The sequence below is a fragment of the Curtobacterium sp. NPDC098951 genome, from assembly GCF_044759965.1.
GTDB lineage: Bacteria > Actinomycetota > Actinomycetes > Actinomycetales > Microbacteriaceae > Curtobacterium.
On sequence record NZ_JBIWAG010000005.1, the window covers coordinates 103608 to 121762 of the forward strand.

The following is an 18155-nucleotide window of genomic DNA, read 5'->3' on the forward strand; positions in this document are numbered from 1 at the left end:
CCCGCCCCCGCGCGGTGGTCAGCGGCCCATGCCGCGGTAGGTGAAGCCGGCTGCCGTCCAGGCGTCGCGGTCGAGGCAGTTGCGGCCGTCGACCACGATCGGGTCCGCCACGAGCGCGGCGACCGCGGCCGCGTCGAGCTCGCGGAACTCGGTCCACTCGGTCAGGACCAGCACGAGGTCCGCGTCCCGCAGCGCGTCGGTGGCGCGCTCGGCGTACTCCAGCTCCGGACGCACCCGGCGCGCCGTGACCACGGCCTCCGGGTCGTACGCGGCCACCGTCGCCCCGAGGGCCTGCAGCCGTCCGGCGATGTCGAGCGCCGGTGAGTCGCGGACGTCGTCGGAGTTCGGCTTGAACGCCAACCCGAGCACCGCGACGCGCTTGCCGGTGACGTCCCCGCCGAGCATCTCCTGCGCGAGCTCGACCACGTGCGCACGACGACGCAGGTTCGTCGCGTCGACGTCGGCCAGGAACGCCAGCGACTCCCCGACCCCGAGCTCGTCCGCCCGCGCCTGGAACGCCCGGATGTCCTTCGGCAGGCAACCGCCACCGAACCCGAGGCCGGCGTTGAGGAACTTCCGGCCGATGCGGGCGTCGTGCCCGATCGCGTCGGCGAGGGCCGTGACGTCGGCCCCGGCGACCTCGGCGATCTCCGCCATCGAGTTGATGAACGAGATCTTGGTCGCGAGGAACGCGTTCGCGCTGATCTTCACCAGCTCGGCCGTGGGCAGGTTGACCACGAGCCGCGGCGTGCCGGCGGCCAGGGCCTCGGCGTAGACCTCGTCGAGGACGTCCACGGCAGCCTGCCCGGCGGCGCCGTCCGGCACGCCGTAGACGAAGCGGTCCGGGCTGATGGTGTCCTGCACCGCGAAGCCCTCGCGGAGGAACTCCGGGTTCCACACCAGCGTCGCACCGGGGACCGCGTCGGACACCTCGGCGGCCAGGCGCGCCGCGGTGCCCACCGGGACCGTGGACTTGCCGACGACGAACTCGCCCGCGGACAGGTGCGGCGTCAGCGCCGCGACCGCGGCGTCGACGTACGTCAGGTCCGCGGCACCGGTCGGCCCCTGCGGGGTGCCGACGGCGAGGAAGTGCACGCGCGCACCGGCGACCTCGGCCATGTCGGTCGTGAAGCGGATGCGACCGGACGCGAGCGCCTCGCGCAGGATCTCCGGCAGACCGGGCTCGAAGAACGGGGCCTCGCCCGCGGCGAGCCGTTCGATCTTGGACGGGTCGACGTCCACCGCGACGACGTCGTGCCCGAGCTTGGCCATGGAGGCGGCGTGCACGGCACCGAGGTAACCGCAGCCGATGACAGAGATACGCACGACGAAGACGGTACCGGAGTCTCGGTGGACTTCGGGTGCACAGCGCCCGTCGCCGGGGAACCGTCAGGGGCGGACGTCGCCCCAGCGGGGGCGGTCGGCGCCGCCGACGATCTCGTCCCAGTCGGGTTCGCGGTGCCGGCGCCGTGCCTCGTGCGCCTCGACGAGGTCGTGCAGGACCGCGACGACGAGGTCCGCGTGCGGGACGTCACCGAGCACCAGTGCCGGTTCGTCCCCGGGGAACACGAGGACGTCCCCGGACCGGAACACCCCCTGCAGGCCGCGGCGCCGCACCGTCACGTCGTAGCCCCGCGAGTGCAGGAGCTCCCGCCGGGTGCGCGTCCCGAGGCCGTGCACGACGACCAGACGCCGGGTGGTCACGACGTAGCGCTCGGACATCCAGCGGAAGAGCGGCATCGCCCCGCCGAGGAACACCAGGAGTACGACGAGGCCGGCCACCACCGCGTTCAGCCACGCGAGCTGGGCACGGAACACACCGAAGCCGAACCCGCCGGCGAGCATGACGAGCACCACGAAGACCGCCGGTCGCACCAGCCGGCGCGCGTGCGGCCGCAGCCGCGCGACCACGCGTTCGGGCGACGGCTCGTCGGTCATGCCGTCATGCATACCGCAGGTGGGTGACGTCCCCCACGGCGACGCCCCTGGAGACGCCCGCTCGATCCCGGATCGTGATCCGACCCTCGTCGTCGATCCCGGTCGCGTCGCCCTCGGAGGTCGTGCCGTCCGGCAGCTCGAGGCGGACGCGCTGCCCGATCGTGCCGCAGGCCGACCGGACGTGGGACCGGACCCGTTCCGCGTCGTCACCGCCCGCGACCAGGGCGACCACGGCCTCCTGGACCGCGCGGAGGAACGCGGCCAGCACGCGGTCGGCGAGCTCCGGTGCGGAGCCTGGCGCCCCCTGGAGCGCGAGTGAGGTCGCGGTCGGGGTCGGCAGCCGGTCGGCGGGGATGGTGAGGTTCACCCCGGCGCCGACGACGACGCTGCCGTCGTCCGCGACCTGGCAGAGGATGCCGCAGACCTTGCGGCCGTCGACCTGGACGTCGTTCGGCCACTTCACCGCGACACGGGGTGCGGGCCCGGAGGCGCGGCCCGGCTCGGTGGGGACGCCCAGCTCCGCGGCGATCGCGTCGCGCATCGCGGCCCCGGCGACGAGCGGCAACCACCCGCGGTCACGGTCGTCGAGGTCGGCGCGGACGAGCAGGCTCGCCGCGAGTGTCTCGCCGGCCGGGGCCGTCCAGCTCCGGTCGAGCCGGCCGCGTCCGGCCGTCTGGTCGAGCGTCGCCACCACGCTGCCGTGCGGCTCGGTCGACGCGACGGCGAGCAGGTCGGCGTTCGTGGACCCGGTCGTCGCGGGCTCGGTGAGGACGGCGCCGGCGGCCTCGACGACGGCTCGGGTCAGCGGGAACGTCGACGGCACGGGTGTGGACATGCAGCAAATCTACGGGCAGGAACCGTGGGGGACCTCCAACCGGCCCCGCCGTCACCGCCGGTAGGGTGAGCGGGTGACTTCAGGAGACACCCCCGATCTCTCGACGACGGCCGGACGGCTCGCCGACCTCCGCGAGCGGTACCACGAAGCCGTGACCGCCGCGGGCGAGGCCGCCATCGCCAAGCAGCACGCCAAGGGCAAGGGCACCGCGCGCGAACGCATCGAGCAGCTGCTGGACGAGAACTCGTTCGTCGAGTTCGACGAGTTCGTCCGGCACCGCACCCACGCCTTCGGCATGGAGTCCAAGCGCCCCTACGGTGACGCGGTCGTCACCGGCGTCGGGACGATCCACGGCCGGAACGTCGCCGTCTACGCGCAGGACTTCACCGTCTTCGGCGGCTCGCTCGGCGAGGTCGCCGGCGAGAAGATCATCAAGGTGATGGAGCACGCGCTGAAGACCGGCGTGCCGATCATCGGCATCCTGGACTCGGGCGGCGCCCGCATCCAGGAGGGCGTGGTCGCGCTCGGCAAGTACGGCGAGATCTTCCGCCTCAACACGCAGGCGTCCGGTGTCATCCCGCAGATCTCGATCGTGATGGGCCCGGCGGCCGGCGGCGCGGTCTACTCCCCCGCCCTCACCGACTTCGTGATCATGGTCGACAAGACCAGCCACATGTTCGTCACCGGCCCGGACGTCATCAAGACGGTCACCGGCGAGGACGTCGGCTTCGAGGAGCTCGGCGGCGCGCAGACGCACAACGCCGTCTCCGGCGTCGCGCACTACCTCGCCGAGGACGAGACCGACGCGCTCGACTACGCCCGCTCGCTCATCGGCTTCCTGCCGGACAACAACCTGTCCGACGCGCCGGCGTACGACGTGGCCCCGGAACTCGAGACCACGGACGCCGACCGCGAGCTCGACGTCGTCATCCCGGACTCGACGAACCAGCCCTACGACGTCACCACGATCATCGAGCACGTCGTCGACGACGGTGAGTTCCTCGAGGTGCAGCCGCTCTTCGCGCCGAACATCCTGATCGGCTTCGGTCGGGTCGAGGGCCGCACGGTCGGCATCATCGCGAACCAGCCGCAGGCCATGGCCGGCACGCTGAACATCGACGCCGGCGAGAAGGCCGCGCGCTTCGTCCGGTTCTGCGACGCCTTCGGCATCCCGATCCTCACCCTCGTCGACGTGCCCGGCTACCTGCCCGGCACCGACCAGGAGTGGACCGGCGTCATCCGCCGTGGCGCGAAGCTCCTGTACGCCTACGCCGAGGCCACTGTGCCGCTCGTCACCGTGATCACCCGCAAGGCCTACGGCGGCGCGTACATCGTCATGGGCTCGAAGCAGCTCGGCGCCGACATCAACCTCGCGTGGCCGACCGCCGAGATCGCCGTCATGGGCGGTCAGGGCGCCGTCAACATCCTGTACCGCGCCGAGATCAAGCGTGCCGAGGAGTCCGGCGAGGACGTCGCCGCCGTCCGCGCGAAGCTGGCGAACGAGTACACGTACAACGTGGCCTCCCCGTACCTCGCGGCCGAGCGCGGCGAGCTCGACGGGATCATCCAGCCGCACGCGACGCGCGTCTCGGTCATCAAGGCGCTGCGGGCCCTCCGCGGGAAGCGTGCGACGCTGCCGCCCAAGAAGCACGGGAACATCCCGCTGTGACGGGCGCACGCTGATGGGCCGCCACGCCGCTGCCGTCCCCGCCGTCCCCGCCGAGCGTGCGGCCTCCGCCGCCGCCGACGTGCGCGTCGTGTCCGGCGAGCCCACACCCGAGGAGCTCGCCGCCGTCATCGCCGTCCTGCAGCGGCAGGCCGACGAGGCCGCCTCGCTCGGCCGACCCGAGGTCACCGTGTCGCCGCGGTCCGGGTGGGACGCGTCCGCTCGGGGGCTCCGTCGACCGCTCGAGCACGGGGCCGGCGCCTGGAGCCGTTCGCTCCGCTAGGACGCCCCGGGGCTTGCGCGCACCGCTCGGTGCGAGCGAGCATGTACCCCTGGGTCCCGACGCACTCCGTGCCCCTCGTGGGCGGAGTTCCCGGTTCGTCTCCCCTCAGACGGGGGACAGCTCGGTGCGATGCGGTCGGAAATGGGCGATTTTGTCCCCCATAATGACGACTGACAGAGCGTTCAGCGGCAGGCATAGTAGTCAGTGTTCGGTGTCCTTCAACGAAGAACATCGCAGGTCGGTGGCCGACTAGGGTACGACGCCACCACCAGCTACGAGTCAGGGCGATATTCGGGTTGTCGCTCAGACTCGGGTCGTGAACGGGCCGGTCGGTTTCCGACCGGCCCGTTCCCCGTTTCCGGGCAGGTCGAGACGCGTCCGCCGCCAGCGACCCCGGTGCGACGGGGCCGTCCGCCGGCTGTGGTCAGACGACCTCGTGCCGCGGGATCTCCAGCCACACCACGACCGAGTCGTCCTCGTCGCCGTCCTCGTCGTCCATGCCCGCGCCGAGGGCAGCCGACTCGCTCGCAGCGAGGTCGAGCCGCAGCCCCACGACGGTCACGGCGGACGCCGAGCCCTCGGGGACCGTCCGGATGATCACGTTGTCGGCCTCACGGGCCTGCCGCAGCGCATCGGCGATCCGGGCGTGCACGCGGCGCAGGTCGGGCATCTCGAGGTCGTCGAGCCCACCGTCGTCGTGCAGCTGGACGGTGGCGCCGCGACGGCGGAGCCGCATCACCTCGTCGCGGACGTCGTCCGACAGCAGCGACCGACCGCGGATCTCGTCACGGATGGCCTGCTCGAGGTGCAGGCACTCGGCACGCTCGGCGTCGTCCAGGTCACCGCCGGTCTCGATGATCCGCTGCAGCATCGGCAGCGCCATCCGCGTCGTCTGGCTCAGGCGGAACTGGCGCTCGAAGACGTGGGCATCCTGCGCCGCCTGCCAGTCCGCCGTCTCCTGCTCGGCGCGGACGAAGTCACGGGTGACGCGCGTGGCCCGACTCGTCGCCGCGGCGAGACCGGTGGCGATCGCGACCCACGACACGCTGCCGAGCACCCCGAGCGATCCGAGTGCTCCGAGCCCGGCCCAGGCGACGGCGTGCACCGCGAGGAAGCCGACCCCGACCCAGGCGAACGGTCCGCGACCGCGCACCACGAGCACGACCATGAGCGTGCCGACGGCGGCGATCCACCACGTGCCGTTCCCCGGCCCCGCTGCCAGGTCGACGGTCGGCGACGCGACGATCGGCAGCACGACGGCGGTCGCGAGCGCGAAGCACGCGGCCCAGACCGGCAGCGAACGCCCGTGCACGAACACCGCGACCCCGGTCGCGGCCGCGTAGAGCACCATGCACGCGAGGACCGGGCCGATCTCGGCCTCCCCCGGGAGCGTCGTGGCGGCGAGGACCAGGTGGTACACCGAGAAGAGCGTGGCGAGCCCGATCGCGACGCCGGCGGGCAGTGAGGCCTTCACCGCTGCTCCCCCGTCGTCGGGCGCCAGTCGAGGAGCACCCGCGTGCCCGCTCCGGGCGCGGTGACGATCTCGGCGGTGCCGCCGACCGCGACGACGCGTTCCAGGATCGAGCGGCGGACGCCGAGTCGTTCGGCGGGGATCGTCGCGGTGTCGAAGCCCGTCCCGCGGTCACCGACCTCGACGTTCACGCCGGCACCGCGCTGCTCGACGACGATCCAGCGTTCGACGTCGGCCGGGCCGGCGTGCTGCACGCTGTTCACCGCGGCCTGGACGGCCGCGGAGGCCACGGCGTCCGCCACGATCGCGGGGACACGGGCCGTCCCGAGGTGCCCGCGGTCGACGCGCACCGGCGCCGCGAGGGCCCCGACGGCGTCGGCGATCCGCTCCCGCAGGTCGACGAGCGGGACCGGCGGTGCGTCCCCCGGACCGTCCGACGCGGCCGCCTCGAGGTGGTCGATCGCGTTCCGGGCCATGCGCGCGGCGAGCACCTGGGCGTCACGGGTGTCCGCGCGCGCGGCGGAGAGCAGTGTCGTCAGGACGCTGTCGTGGACGATCGCGTCGACCTGGACCCGTTCGACCTCGGTCGCGTGCTCGCGGATGGCGTGCGAGTACCGACGGACCGCCGTCGCCTGGGCAGCGTCGACCGCCGCAGCGGCACGGCGCAGCACGATCACGATGATGAGGGCGGCACCGCTGAGGATCGCCGTGTAGAAGCCGTTGAGGACCGCGCCGGCGCCCGCGTCGCCGCCGGCCGGGGTGAACCGGATCGCCACGTAGACGGCCGGGACGAGTGCGGTGTAGACCGACGCCCGCCACGGCGCGAACCCCATGGCGGCGGCCGTCGACCCGACGGTGCAGAGCCACCACGGCCACGGTGCCTGGTCGGACGGGATCGGCTCGCGGGCCGTCAGCGGCCAGGTGACGAGCACGACGAGGAACACGAGGGCGCAGACGATCTGCGCGATCTGGGCCAGGCGCCGCACGAACACCGACGCCCCCACGAACAGGAACGACGCGGCGAGCGCGCAGGCGGCCACCGGCCCCCACACCGGGTCGAGGTACGGCAGCTGGGACAGCACCGCGGGCACCGTCGTGGCACCGAAGCCGAGCGCGGCCACGGCGATGAGGATCGCGAAGGCACGCTCGACCGACGCCTGGGTGATTGACGCGCGGACACTGCGTGCGGGATCGGCGCCGAACGGCGCGGGCTCGATCGCCCCGACGGCCGTCCTGGCGGCCCCGGCCCCTGCGGCGGGCGCGGCTCCGGCACCGGCCGTCGTGCCGGGACCGGCCCCGGCGCCGTTGCCGGGTGCAGCGTCCGCCGCCGTCATGCTGTTCAGCGGCCGTCGCCGTCGGGGTCGATGCCCGAGTCGAGCCCCGGCAGGATGCCGTCCTCGACCGCGCGACGGAGCAGGTCGACCTTCGTCGGGGCGGGTCGACCGACCTCGACGTACTTGACACGGATGCGGTCGAGGTACTCGCGGGCGGTGGAGTAGCCGATGCCGAGCTGCTGCGCGGCCAGCTTCAGCGGGAGGCCCGAGGCGTACAGGTGCAGGATCTCGCGCTCGCGGCGTCCGAGCTGCGCCTTCGCGAAGTCTCGGTCGGCGTCGATCGCACTGGCCCACTCGAGGTTGTTCAGCACGTCCCCGCGCGCGACGGTGGCGACTGCGGCCATCACGGTCTTCGTCGCCGAGGACTTCGGGATGACGCCGGCCGCCCCTGCGGCCAGTGCCTCACGGACGTTCGCGACGCGGTCGGCGATCGAGTGCACGAGCACGGCGGAACCGGTGCCCTGCACACCCTTCACGTTCGCGGTCACGGTCGAGCCGTCGCCGAGGGACAGGTCGAGGACGACGACGTCGACCTCGCGCCCACCGAGGTTCTCGATGTACTCGGGCACGCTCGCGGCGGTGAGCACCACCTCGAACCCCTCGTTCTGGCACGCTGCCTGGATCCCGAGCCGCACGGACTCGTGGTCGTCGACGATCGCGACACGGACGGGCTTGGTCGCCAGTCCGGTCGTTCCGGTGGTGGTCGTGTCTGTTGCCACGGTGGCCTCTCTCGTCGATGTGCTCGCCGGCCCCTGAAACCGGTTCGCCATCACCGCCCAAGGATACCCAGGTCGGACTCAGGCAGCAGCGCGATGCGATCGCGCCGCGCCGACGTGTCCGCGGGCGACACGCGTCGCGCGGAACGGCCAGCCCCGTGGGTCACCGCGCAGTCGCCGCATCGGGCCGAGCCGTCCCGGGCGCGTCGAGCCCGCCGCGCCCGGCCCGGCCCGTGATCGACGTCAGGCGACGGGCACCAGCCGCGCCACGGCCTCGAGGTGGTGGGTGTGCGGGAAGAGGTCGAACGCACGCAGCGCCTCCAGGCGGTACCCGAGGTCGGCGAACGTCGCGACGTCGCGCGCGAGGGCCACCGGGTCGCAGGCGACGTAGACGACCTGCGCCGGCTGGAGCGCCGCGATCTGCACGACGACCTCGCGACCGGCGCCGGAGCGCGGCGGGTCGAGCACGACGGTGCCGGCGCGGTGGCGCTGCCGCTCGGTCGCCGTCAGCGACGACACGGTCCGCTGCAGCCAGCGGTCGACGCGGGCGGTCTCGGCGCGCACGCCGATCCACTCGGCGAGGTTCTCCTGCGCGTGCTCGGTGGCGCGCTCGGAGCTCTCGACGCTCGTCAGCTTCGCGCGGGGCCCGACGAGGTCACCGAGTGCGGCGCCGAGCAGCCCGACACCGCCGTAGAGGTCGAGGTGCTGCCCCTCGGTGTCGAGCCGGTCGCGGTCGACGAGGTCCTGCACCGCGGCGGTCAGCACGGCGGGCGCCTGGCGGTGCACCTGCCAGAAGCCGTTGTCGTCCACCTGGAACGAGCGGTCCCCGACGGTCTCGGTGACGACGGTCGGCTTCTGCTCGTCGATCACGAAGCGCGCGCCCTCGGAGCCGCTCGGTGCGAGGACGTCGACGACCGAGGCACCGGGCATCGCGCCGCGGCCGAGCGGTGCGCTCTCCTGCACGGTGCGGCTCGCGAGCGGCAGGGACGTGACCGGGACCACGGTGTGCGACCGAGCGGCGAAGGGTCCGGCGGTCCCGTCCTCGTCCACGTGCAGACGGACCCGGGTGCGCCACCCGGTGCCGCCGGTCTCGTCGTCGCCGGGCGCGGCCTCGACGACGACGTCGTGCCCGAGGACCTCGGCGAGGTCGGTGCGGGCGAACCGGGCGAAGGAGTCGACCAGGACGTCGTGCTTCAGCGTGCGCTGGTGGCCGAGGGCGATGTGCCCGAACTCGGCGCCGCCGGCACGGACCGCGGGGTCGCGGTCGAGGGCGGCCTCGGGCCAGACGTGGTCGACGCGGTGCTCGCTCGGCGTCTCGACCGACACGGTGTCGGCGCGCCAGAACGACTTCTTCCGGTCCTCGGTCACCCGGGCACGGACGCGCTCGCCCGGGATCGCGTCCGACACGAACACCACCCGCCCCTCGTGCCGTGCCACCGAGATGCCGCCGTGGGCGATCCCGGTGACGTCGAGGTCGAGCAGCGTTCCGACGGATTCACCCATGGTTCGATGTTCCCATGCGTCTGTACCTCGCGAGTACCTCCCCCGCCCGCCGTGCCCTGCTCGCCCAGACCGGGATCGAGCCGGTGCTCGTCGCGCCGGGTGTCGACGAGGACGCCGCGGTCGCCGCGGCCGCCACGTCGCTCGGCCGCGACCTGACCGGGCCGGAGCTGGTGGCGATGCTCGCGGTCGCCAAGGCCTCGGCCGTCGCGGACGCCCCGGTCGACGGTTCCCCGGTCGACGGCTTCGTGTTCGGCGGGGACTCCGCGTTCGAGGTCGACGGCGTGCTGTACGGCAAGCCCCACGACCCCGAGGTCGCCCGGGAGCGGTGGCGGCAGATGCTCGCCGCCGGCGGCGGCACGCTCTGGAGCGGGCACTGCGTCCTGGACCGGCGCCTGGCCGTGGACGCACCCGACGCACTGGACGCACCCGCCCAGGGGCCTGGAGGCGCGGGTCGGGCCGGCACCGTGCCTCCCGTCCGCACCGTGGACGCGTCGGGCGGTGGGCCGCTGGGCGCCGCCGCGTTCGTCGCGGGCGTCGCGCCCGGCGGGTCGGCGGTGGTCGCCGCCGGTGACCACGTGGTGGCGGTCGACAGCGCCGTCCTCACCTTCGCCGACGACGTGTCCCCCGAGGAGATCGACGCGTACGTCGCGACCGGCGAACCACTCGAGGTGGCCGGCGCCTTCACGATCGACGGACGGGCCGCGGCCTACATCACCCGGATCGACGGCGCACCGTCGGCCGTGGTCGGGCTGTCGCTCCCGGTGCTGCGGTCGATGCTGCTCCGCGGCTTCGGCATCGCCTGGCACGACCTGTGGGCACTGTAGACATCCACACTTCTTCGCGCTCGTTCTTTGTGGGTGCCAGTCAATTCGTGGCCCTCCCGCACGAATACGCTGACTTACCATGCCCCGTATCAGCAAGGTCCTCATCGCGAACCGCGGCGAGATCGCCGTCCGCATCATCCGCGCGGCCCGCGACGCAGGCAAGGCATCGGTCGCGGTCTACGCCGACCAGGACCGTGACGCCCTCCACGCACGCCTCGCCGACGAGGCCTACGCGCTGAACGGCACCACGAGCGCCGACACCTACCTCGTCATCGACAAGATCATCTCGGTCGCCCGACGGTCCGGCGCCGACGCCGTGCACCCGGGCTACGGGTTCCTGGCCGAGAACGCCGACTTCGCCCGTGCCGTCATCGACGCCGGGCTGACGTGGATCGGGCCGTCGCCCGCGTCCATCGAGCAGCTCGGTGACAAGGTGTCCGCGCGTCACGTGGCCGAGAAGGTCGGCGCGCCGCTCGCACCGGGCACCATCGAGCCCGTCAAGGACGCCTCCGAGGTCATCGCGTTCGCGGACGAGGTCGGCCTGCCGGTCGCCATCAAGGCGGCGTTCGGCGGCGGCGGCCGCGGCCTGAAGGTCGCCCGAACCCGCGACGAGGTCGAGTCGCAGTTCGAGTCGGCGACGCGTGAGGCGATCGCGGCGTTCGGTCGGGGCGAGTGCTTCGTCGAGAAGTACCTCGACAAGCCGCGCCACGTCGAGACCCAGTGCCTCGCCGACGAGCACGGCAACGTCGTCGTCGTCTCCACCCGCGACTGCTCGCTGCAGCGTCGCCACCAGAAGCTCGTCGAGGAAGCGCCCGCGCCGTACCTCACCGCCGCACAGACGGAGCGCCTGTACGAGTCGTCGAAGGCGATCCTCCGTGAGGTCGGCTACGTCGGTGCCGGCACGTGCGAGTTCCTCATCGGCGCCGACGGCACCGTGTCCTTCCTCGAGGTCAACACGCGCCTGCAGGTCGAGCACTGCGTCTCGGAGGAGGTCACCGGCATCGACCTCGTCCGCGAGCAGTTCCGCATCGCCGAGGGCGGCGTGCTCGACTACTCCGACCCCGTGGCACGCGGCCACTCGTTCGAGTTCCGCATCAACGGCGAGGACCCCGGTCGGAACTTCTTCCCCGCGCCGGGCCCCGTGCACGCGTTCCACGCGCCGTCCGGCCCCGGTGTCCGCGTCGACTCGGGCGTCGTGTCCGGCGACGTCGTGTCCGGCTCGTTCGACTCGATGCTCGCGAAGCTCGTCGTCACCGGCGCCACGCGCGCCGAGGCGTTGGAGCGCTCGCGCCGTGCCCTCGCCGAGTTCGAGGTCACCGGCCTGCCGACCGTGCTCCCCTTCCACCGAGCCGTCGTGTCGGACCCCGCGTTCGCGACGTCGGACGACGAGCCGTTCTCCGTCTACACGCAGTGGATCGAGACCGACTTCCAGAACGACATCCCCGCGTGGAGCGGCTCCCCCGAGGAGCTCCCCGCGCCGGCCGACCGCGAGAGCGTCGTCGTCGAGGTGCAGGGCAAGCGCATCGAGGTCACCATGCCGTCGATCGTCGGCGTCGGTGGCGCTGCGGGTCGTCGTCCGGCCGGGCCCTCGGCTCCCCCGAAGCGTCGGTCGTCCGGCGTGCGCGGCGGGCTCGCCTCGTCCGGGTCGGTGACGTCCCCGATGCAGGCCACCGTGGTGAAGCTCGCGGTCGCCGAGGGTGACACCGTGGTGAAGGGCGACCTGCTCGTCGTGCTCGAGGCCATGAAGATGGAGCAGCCCGTCGCTGCCCCGCGCGACGGCGTCGTCACGGGGCTGAACGCCCCCGTCGGCCAGACGATCTCGTCCGGCCACGTGCTGCTCGAGCTCGCGTAGGCGGCGCGCGCGCCGCCGCGCGCCGCGCTTCGCACAACCAAAGTCCCTTCGAACCACGGCATCGCGCGGTTCGGAGGGACTTTGGTTGTGCGCGAGCACCTCGAGCGCCAGTCGCCATCAGCGCAGTCGGGCGAACGAACGCCGGCTCGTCGGGACGCCCAGTCCTCGAAGGAGCGCCCGGAGCACCTCGGCATCATGTGCTTCCGGCCATCCGAACCGTCCCACTGCCTGAACCTCCGGATGCCTGCGCAGCCTGTCTTCTCGTCGCTTCTCCGACACCACGACGTCGGCAACGGTCGTCCCGGCTGCGCGGAGCGCCGGGTCGACGTACTTCGCCTTCCCGTCGAACTCCAGAACCACACCCTCGTCGGGGAACCAGAAGTCCACCCGTGCGATGAAGCCGTCCGCATCCCAGAACTCGCGCTGGAGTACGGGACGAGGGGCGCCGGCCTCGTCGAGCGCGACTCGTCCGATGGATTCCCCCGGCGATCCGCTCGCGGCGTCGGCGAGCTCGATCGCAGTGATCGCTCGCTGCCGCCCGTGGACGGCGTTCCGGGCGACGACTTCGGCACGGATGTCGTCTCGGGCCAGTCCGCGTCGGAGCGCCGAGTCAAGTGCCGGCACGGACATGCGGAGGTCGTACGAGATCGCGAGGTCGGCGGCAGTGCTCACGAGGTCGGTGAGCCGGCGGCCGTTCGACACCATGGCCTGTGTCCGGATCGTCCGTTGGGCGCCTGGCCGTTTGCGGACGTGCGCCAGTCCCTGCGACGTCGTCCGTCGAGGATCGAGCACGTCGACGGTGTCGGGGAACTCACCGGTCCAGGGCAGGCCGTGCAGTGCGGCCGCCGACGCGTGCGAGACCACGAGACGAGAGGCGAGACGGTCGTGCACCGCCTTGATCCGCGCAATGTGTCGCTCTCCGGGCGTGGCTCGTCGCCATTCAGCTGCGTCGACGAAGCGACCGGGGACGAGGCGTACGAGGTCTCCGGCATCCGCCGCGCGCTGGAGGGCTCGCCCCCTGCGGCCGGACGGATCGGCGGTGCCACCGTGGATGATCGTGAGTCGTGCCATCGCACGAGCGTTGTCCGGGATTGCCCCACCAGCGCACATCGCGGCCGCTTCCGTGGACGGCGCGCCCTTCGGGTGGGTGTGTGGAGGAGGACGCGATTCGCCGCCGCACAACGAAGGTCACGTCGAGCCGGGGAAGACCACGGTTCGACGTGACTTTCGTTGTGCGAGGCGCCGGGCGCGGACGCCGGCACCGCAGAGCGCCGCGGCCCCGGCCTACGACACCAGGGGGCGGACGTCGGCGGCGAGGGCGTCGACGAGCGCCTGCGCCTCGGCCGGGGTCGCGGCGACGGTGTCGATGTAGACCTTCACCTTCGGCTCGGTGCCGCTCGGGCGGACGATCACCCGTGCGTCGCCCGTGAGGTCGTAGCGCAGGATGTCCGACGGCGGGAAGCCCTCGACACCGTCGGCGTAGTCCGTCACCGACAGCACCGTCAGCCCGCCGAGCGTCGTCGGCGGCGTCGATCGCAGCGACGCCATGACCTGCCCGATGCGGGCAAGGTCGTCCACCCGGGTCGCCACCTGTCCGGACGCGAACGCCCCGAACTCGGCGGCGAAGGCGTCGAGCTGCCCGGCGATTGACGAACCCGAGGCGGCGAGCTCCGACGCGAGCGACAGCAGCGACAGCGCCGCCGAGATGCCGTCCTTGTCGCGGACCACGTCGGGGTCGACGAGGTAGCCGAGCGCCTCCTCGTAGCCGAACAGCAGCCCCGGCACACGCGAGACCCACTTGAAGCCGGTGAGGGTGTCGCGGTACTCCAGCCCGTGCCGCGCGGCGACCCGGGCGAGCGCCGGCGACGACACGATCGACGCCGCGAGCGTCCCGCCCACCCCGGCAGCGGACGCCTGGGCGGCAGCACGCCACCCGAGCAGCCACCCGACCTCGTTGCCGGAGAGTCGACGGAAGGACCCGCTGCCGTCCGGGATCGCGAGCGCCAGACGATCGGCGTCCGGGTCGTTCGCGATGACGAGGTCGGCCCCGACGGCGACGCCGCGCGCGATCGACAGGTCCATCGCCCCCGGCTCCTCGGGGTTCGGGAACGACACCGTCGGGAACGCCCCGTCCGGCTCGATCTGCTCGGGCACGGTCACCGGCTCGGCGAACCCGGCCGCCTCGAACACCGCGCGGGCGGTCTCCCACCCGACGCCGTGCATGGCCGTGTAGACGACCTTCGGCTGCGCGTCCGGTGCGAGCCCGGGCGCAGCCACCGTCGCCGCGGTCGCGGACACGTAGGCGTCGAGCAGCTCGGACGTGGCGACGGTGTAGTCGGTGGCGCGGTGCAGGTCGGCGATCGAGCCTGCGGCGACGGCGTCGATCGCGGCCGCGATGTCGGCGTCGACGGGCGGCACGATCTGCGACCCCTCGTCGTCCTCGCCGAGGTAGACCTTGTACCCGTTGTCCCGCGGCGGGTTGTGGCTCGCCGTCACCATCACCCCGGCACCGACGTCGAGGTGCCGCACGGCGAACGCCAGCACGGGCGTGGGGAGCGCCGACGGCAGCAGGGTGACCTCGAGTCCGAGGCCGCGCATGACCTCAGCCGAGTCGCGCGCGAAGACGTCCGAGTTCACCCGACCGTCGTAGCCGATGACCACGCTCTGCCGCCGGCCGGTGTCGATGAGGAACCGGGCGAGTCCGGCCGCGGCCTGCGTGACGACCACCCGGTTCATCCGGAGCGGTCCGTACCCGAGCTCGGCGCGGAGGCCGGCGGTGCCGAACGCCAGGCGCCCGGCGAACCGCGCGGCGAGGTCCTGCACGGCGGGACCGTCGCCGGTCGCCGCCTGGTCGATCGCCGCGTCGAGCGAGGAACGGGTCACCGGGTCCGGGTCCTGCGCGAGCCAGTCCCGTGCGGCAGCGACGACCCCGTCGACGTCGAGCTTCACCGGTCGTCCCCGAGCGCCGTCACGACCCGGGCGAGCAGGTCGGCGATCACCGGCTCGGCCTCGCGGCCGGCCTCGAGCACCTCGGCGTGCGACAGCGGCGTCTTCTGGATGCCGGCGGCCAGGTTCGTGATGAGCGAGAAGCCGAGGACCTCCATGCCGGCCTGCCGCGCGGCGATGGCCTCGAGCGCGGTGGACATGCCGACGATGTGCCCGCCGATGGTCTTCGCCATCTGGACCTCGGCCGGGGTCTCGTAGTGCGGACCACGGAACTGCGTGTAGACGCCCTCGTCCAGCGAGGGGTCCACGCCGCGGGCGACCGCTCGGAGCCGCGACGAGTACAGGTCGGTGAGGTCGACGAACGTGGCGCCCTCGAGCGGGCTGTCAGCGGTGAGGTTGATGTGGTCGCTGATGAGGACCGGGGTCCCGGGCGTCCAGTGCTCCTTGATGCCACCGGCACCGTTCGTGAGGACCATGATCGACGCCCCGGTCGCCGCAGCGGTCCGGACGCTGTGCACGACGCGACGCACCCCGTGCCCCTCGTAGTAGTGCGTGCGCGCACCGATCACGAGTGCGTGGCGACCGTCGGCCAGCCGGATCGAACGGACCGTACCGGAGTGTCCGGGCACGGCGGAGGCGCTGAAGCCGGGGACCTCGGACGCCGGGATCTCGGACACCGTCTCCCCGATGAGGTCTGCGGCCTTGCCCCAGCCGGAGCCGAGGGTCAGGGCGATGTCGTGGCGGTCGATGCCGGACTTCGAGGCGATGACCTCGGCGGCGTCACGCGCGACCTCGAACGGGTCTGCGGCGGGGTCGTTCAGCGGGTTCTCCGTGCTCATGCCCCAACTCTAGAGGGCACCGAACCCGCCGAGCGGTCGTGGAACGGCGTCAGTGTTCGCCGAGCGCCCGGTCCACCGCGGCCGTGATCTCGGCCTGGTCGAAGTGGTTCCGGATCACGATGACCTCGGCGTAGGTGGACCCGATCGCCTCGACGAACTCCTCGCTCGTGAGGATCACGTTCGCGTCGTCGGACACCCGCTGCACGGACGCCACGTCGGCCGCCACCACCGAAGCCGTCAGCCCGAGGGTCACGAGTGCCTTCTCGGCGTTCACCTTGAGGATCGCGCTGGCCCCGATGCCCGCGCCGCAGATGGTCACGATCTTCACGCGGACACCCCCATGATCGCGCGGACCTCGTCCGCCGTGGTCGCCGCGGCGATCCGACCGGTCACCGAGGCGTCGTTGAACAGGTTCGCGATCTCGCCGATCGACTCGAGGTGCGTGCCGACACCGGCGACCGCGAGCCCGAGCACGACCCGGACGGGGTCGTTGTGCGGGTGCCCGAACGTCACCGGTTCGGCGAGCGTCACCACGGACAGCCCGTCCCGGAGCACCGCGGGGCCCGGCCGGGCGTGCGCGAACGCGAGCCCCGGTGAGATGACGATGTACGGCCCGTGCTCCTCGACGAGCGCGATCATCGCGTCGGTGTAGGGCTCGGTCGCCGCTCCGGACGACACGAGGGCACCACCGGCCGCCCGGAGCGCGTCACGCCACGAGGACGCGGTCGCCCCGAGCACGACGGCGGAGTCCGGCAGCGGCGGCAGTGGCATGCGTCAGGCCTCCTGGTGGCCGGCCGTGATGGTGGCGATGATGTCCTCGCGGTCCTCGAGCGGCAGGAACGAGCCGAGCGCCGCGTTGATCTGGAACGCGGCGAGGTCGTCGAGGTCGTAGCCGAACGTGCCGGCGAGCAGCGCGAGCTCCTTCGACAGCGTCGTGTCGCTCATCAGGCGGTTGTCGGTGTTCACGGTCACCCGGAAGCCGAGCTGGTAGAGCACGTCGAACGGGTGGTCGGCGAGGTCGTCGCCCCACGCCGCGATCGCGCCGGTCTGCAGGTTCGACGACGGCGAGACCTCGAGCGGGATCTCGCGGTCGCGCACCCACGAGGCGACCTCGCCGAGGGAGGCGAGCGTCGAGCCGTCACCGGCGTCGGACAGGGTGACGTCCTCGAAGATGCGGACGCCGTGTCCGAGGCGCAGCGCGCGGCCGTCGACGAGCGCGGACCGGATCGAGGCGAGTCCGTCGGCCTCACCCGCGTGCACGGTGACGGGGAACAGCTCGGACGCCAGGTGGTCGAAGGCGGCGCGGTGGTTCGAGGCGGGGAACCCGGCCTCGGCCCCGGCGATGTCGAAGCCGACGACCCCGTGGTCGCGGTGCCGGACGGCGAGCTCGGCGATCTCGAGCGATCGGTCGGCGTGCCGCATCGCGGTGACGAGCTGCCCGACGCGGACGCGACCACCGGCGGCGTCGACGGCTTCCTCGATGCCGGCCTGCACGGCCTCGACCGTCTCGTCGAGCGTCAGACCGCCGCGCAGGTGCTGCTCGGGTGCCCAGCGGACCTCGCCGTAGACCACGCCGTCGGCGACGAGGTCCTCGACGAACTCCTTCGCGATGCGGTGCAGCTGGGGCGCCGTCTGCATCACCGAGGTGGTGACGTCGAAGGTCTTGAGGTACTCGACGAGCGAGCCCGAGTTCGACTGGTCGGCGAACCACGCACCGAGCGCCACGGCGTCGGTGGTCGGCAGCGCCACGCCGGCCTCGGCAGCCAGCTCGACGATCGTCGCCGGACGCAGGCCACCGTCGAGGTGGTCGTGCAGCGAGACCTTGGGCAGGTCGTTGATGACCGCTCCGGCGTCGGGCAGGCGGTAGGTGGTGGCGTCGGAGCTCATGCACTCAGGCTATCGGTGGTCACCGACCGAGCGCAGGCACCTGTGCACAACAGACGATGGG

General features: G+C 72.7%; 17 protein-coding genes. 4 read left to right on the top strand and 13 right to left on the bottom strand.

Annotated elements, in window-relative coordinates; translation table 11 throughout:
- Window positions 1–18: 18 nt before the first annotated feature.
- The 3 genes from ACIQUC_RS14465 to ACIQUC_RS14475 all read right to left on the bottom strand — a co-directional run bounded on the left by ACIQUC_RS14465 (window position 19) and on the right by ACIQUC_RS14475 (window position 2773).
- A complete protein-coding gene (locus ACIQUC_RS14465; protein WP_402268226.1) occupies window positions 19–1326 on the bottom strand; it encodes a UDP-glucose dehydrogenase family protein in 1308 nt (435 codons plus the stop codon).
- A 63-nt stretch (window positions 1327–1389) separates the two neighbouring features.
- Entirely contained in the window at window positions 1390–1938 is a 549-nt protein-coding gene (locus ACIQUC_RS14470; protein WP_022908152.1) for a PH domain-containing protein, read from the bottom strand.
- 4 nt (window positions 1939–1942) lie between these two features.
- Window positions 1943–2773 carry a biotin--[acetyl-CoA-carboxylase] ligase gene (locus ACIQUC_RS14475; RefSeq protein WP_031263082.1) on the bottom strand — a complete coding sequence of 277 codons (831 nt, stop codon included), beginning with the start codon at window positions 2771–2773 and terminating at the stop codon, window positions 1943–1945.
- Between the two features lie 73 nt (window positions 2774–2846).
- Between ACIQUC_RS14475 and ACIQUC_RS14480 the strand changes: the two genes are divergently transcribed.
- Together ACIQUC_RS14480 and ACIQUC_RS14485 are read left to right on the top strand one after the other, a co-directional pair.
- Entirely contained in the window at window positions 2847–4442 is a 1596-nt protein-coding gene (locus ACIQUC_RS14480) for an acyl-CoA carboxylase subunit beta (protein ID WP_022908150.1), read from the top strand.
- A gap of 13 nt (window positions 4443–4455) precedes the next feature.
- On the top strand, window positions 4456–4722 hold the full coding sequence (locus tag ACIQUC_RS14485; RefSeq protein ID WP_022908149.1) for an acyl-CoA carboxylase subunit epsilon: 267 nt from the start codon (window positions 4456–4458) through the stop codon (window positions 4720–4722).
- A 424-nt stretch (window positions 4723–5146) separates the two neighbouring features.
- On the opposite strand, the gene ACIQUC_RS14490 is transcribed toward ACIQUC_RS14485, so the two are convergent.
- The 4 genes from ACIQUC_RS14490 to ACIQUC_RS14505 all read right to left on the bottom strand — a co-directional run bounded on the left by ACIQUC_RS14490 (window position 5147) and on the right by ACIQUC_RS14505 (window position 9746).
- Window positions 5147–6196: a hypothetical protein gene (locus ACIQUC_RS14490; RefSeq protein WP_022908148.1), complete on the bottom strand. Its 1050-nt coding sequence runs from the start codon at window positions 6194–6196 to the stop codon at window positions 5147–5149.
- Window positions 6193–7527 carry a sensor histidine kinase gene (locus ACIQUC_RS14495; protein WP_022908147.1) on the bottom strand — a complete coding sequence of 445 codons (1335 nt, stop codon included), beginning with the start codon at window positions 7525–7527 and terminating at the stop codon, window positions 6193–6195. Before ACIQUC_RS14495 ends, ACIQUC_RS14490 begins: the two co-directional genes overlap by 4 nt.
- Before the next feature lie 5 nt (window positions 7528–7532).
- Entirely contained in the window at window positions 7533–8297 is a 765-nt protein-coding gene (locus tag ACIQUC_RS14500) for a response regulator (RefSeq protein ID WP_402268232.1), read from the bottom strand.
- A 189-nt stretch (window positions 8298–8486) separates the two neighbouring features.
- A complete protein-coding gene (locus ACIQUC_RS14505) occupies window positions 8487–9746 on the bottom strand; it encodes a class I SAM-dependent RNA methyltransferase (protein ID WP_402268235.1) in 1260 nt (419 codons plus the stop codon).
- A 14-nt stretch (window positions 9747–9760) separates the two neighbouring features.
- On the opposite strand from ACIQUC_RS14505, the gene ACIQUC_RS14510 reads away from it, so the two are divergent.
- Both ACIQUC_RS14510 and ACIQUC_RS14515 read left to right on the top strand, forming a co-directional pair.
- Window positions 9761–10570, top strand: coding sequence for a Maf family protein (locus tag ACIQUC_RS14510; protein WP_402268238.1), 810 nt, complete (start codon window positions 9761–9763; stop codon window positions 10568–10570).
- Window positions 10571–10649: 79 nt separating this feature from the next.
- Window positions 10650–12422, top strand: coding sequence for a biotin carboxylase N-terminal domain-containing protein (locus tag ACIQUC_RS14515; RefSeq protein ID WP_022908143.1), 1773 nt, complete (start codon window positions 10650–10652; stop codon window positions 12420–12422).
- Window positions 12423–12539: 117 nt separating this feature from the next.
- On the opposite strand, the gene ACIQUC_RS14520 is transcribed toward ACIQUC_RS14515, so the two are convergent.
- From ACIQUC_RS14520 to ACIQUC_RS14545, 6 genes are all read right to left on the bottom strand, one after another.
- Window positions 12540–13094 (bottom strand): hypothetical protein, encoded by a 555-nt coding sequence (locus tag ACIQUC_RS14520; protein WP_402268241.1) that lies wholly within the window; start codon window positions 13092–13094, stop codon window positions 12540–12542.
- Between the two features lie 612 nt (window positions 13095–13706).
- A complete protein-coding gene (locus ACIQUC_RS14525) occupies window positions 13707–15371 on the bottom strand; it encodes a phospho-sugar mutase (protein ID WP_402268244.1) in 1665 nt (554 codons plus the stop codon).
- On the bottom strand, window positions 15368–16207 hold the full coding sequence (locus ACIQUC_RS14530) for a purine-nucleoside phosphorylase (RefSeq protein ID WP_402268247.1): 840 nt from the start codon (window positions 16205–16207) through the stop codon (window positions 15368–15370). The genes ACIQUC_RS14525 and ACIQUC_RS14530 overlap by 4 nt, the downstream gene beginning before the upstream one ends.
- Before the next feature lie 49 nt (window positions 16208–16256).
- Window positions 16257–16535, bottom strand: coding sequence for a PTS sugar transporter subunit IIB (locus ACIQUC_RS14535; RefSeq protein WP_022908139.1), 279 nt, complete (start codon window positions 16533–16535; stop codon window positions 16257–16259).
- Entirely contained in the window at window positions 16532–16978 is a 447-nt protein-coding gene (locus tag ACIQUC_RS14540; protein ID WP_402268250.1) for a PTS sugar transporter subunit IIA, read from the bottom strand. The genes ACIQUC_RS14535 and ACIQUC_RS14540 overlap by 4 nt, the downstream gene beginning before the upstream one ends.
- A gap of 3 nt (window positions 16979–16981) precedes the next feature.
- On the bottom strand, window positions 16982–18094 hold the full coding sequence (locus tag ACIQUC_RS14545; protein WP_402268253.1) for an adenosine deaminase: 1113 nt from the start codon (window positions 18092–18094) through the stop codon (window positions 16982–16984).
- Between the last annotated feature and the right edge of the window lie 61 nt (window positions 18095–18155).